The 677-nt window shown below is 65.1% G+C and carries 1 protein-coding gene; it reads right to left on the reverse strand.

Annotated features, from left to right (window positions below; all coding sequences use genetic code 11):
- Positions 1-677 (reverse strand): IS110 family transposase (locus IVA82_RS08635; RefSeq protein WP_247493251.1); only part of this gene is annotated, 677 nt, incomplete at both ends.

A 677-nucleotide genomic window follows, 5' to 3' on the forward strand; every position in this document is an offset into this window, starting at 1 on the left:
CGGATGTCCGGCTTGAAGTTGCATTGCGCGGGTCTTGTTGGCCACCAGGGCTGGGCGCGCCCACAGGTAATCTTCGCCCTTCGTCAACAAATGCCAGCAGAGCACAGTGAGCTTGCGAGCCACGGCCACCGCGGCGATCTGATGGCCGCGCCGGGCGCGGATGCGGACGAAAAAAGCATGCAGTGGACCGGGCGCCTTGGCCGCTGCCCAGGCCGCCTCGACCAGCATGGCGCGCGCGTGAGAACGGCCGATTTTGCTGATGCGACCGTGATGGGCAGCTCCCAGTCCCGACTGCCGCACCCGCGGGTTCAGCCCGAAATAGCTCACCAGCTTCTGGGGGCTGTTGAACCGGCCGATGTCGCCGATCGCCGCCACGATCCCGGCGGCGACCGCCAGATTGACGCCGGTGATTGTCATCAATCTATTGACCGCGGGATCGTCCATGGCGTCCTGCGCAATTTCGCGGTCGAGCAGGGCCAGGTCTTCCGCCAACCGGTCAAGTTCACGGACGTGCCGATCGATCGCTGCGCGTTCATCGTCCGGCAACTGTTGAGCGGCCAACCACGCCCGGCCGCGGGCGTTGAAAAGATCGGCATGCGGGCACTTCGGGATCAGGTGCGCGTGCAGGATTGAATGCACCTCGTTCTTGAGCCGCGTGCGATGTCGCACGACCTGGT

Origin of the sequence: Bradyrhizobium sp. 142, assembly GCF_023074015.1 — a bacterium.
Classification (GTDB): Bacteria; Pseudomonadota; Alphaproteobacteria; order Rhizobiales; family Xanthobacteraceae; genus Bradyrhizobium.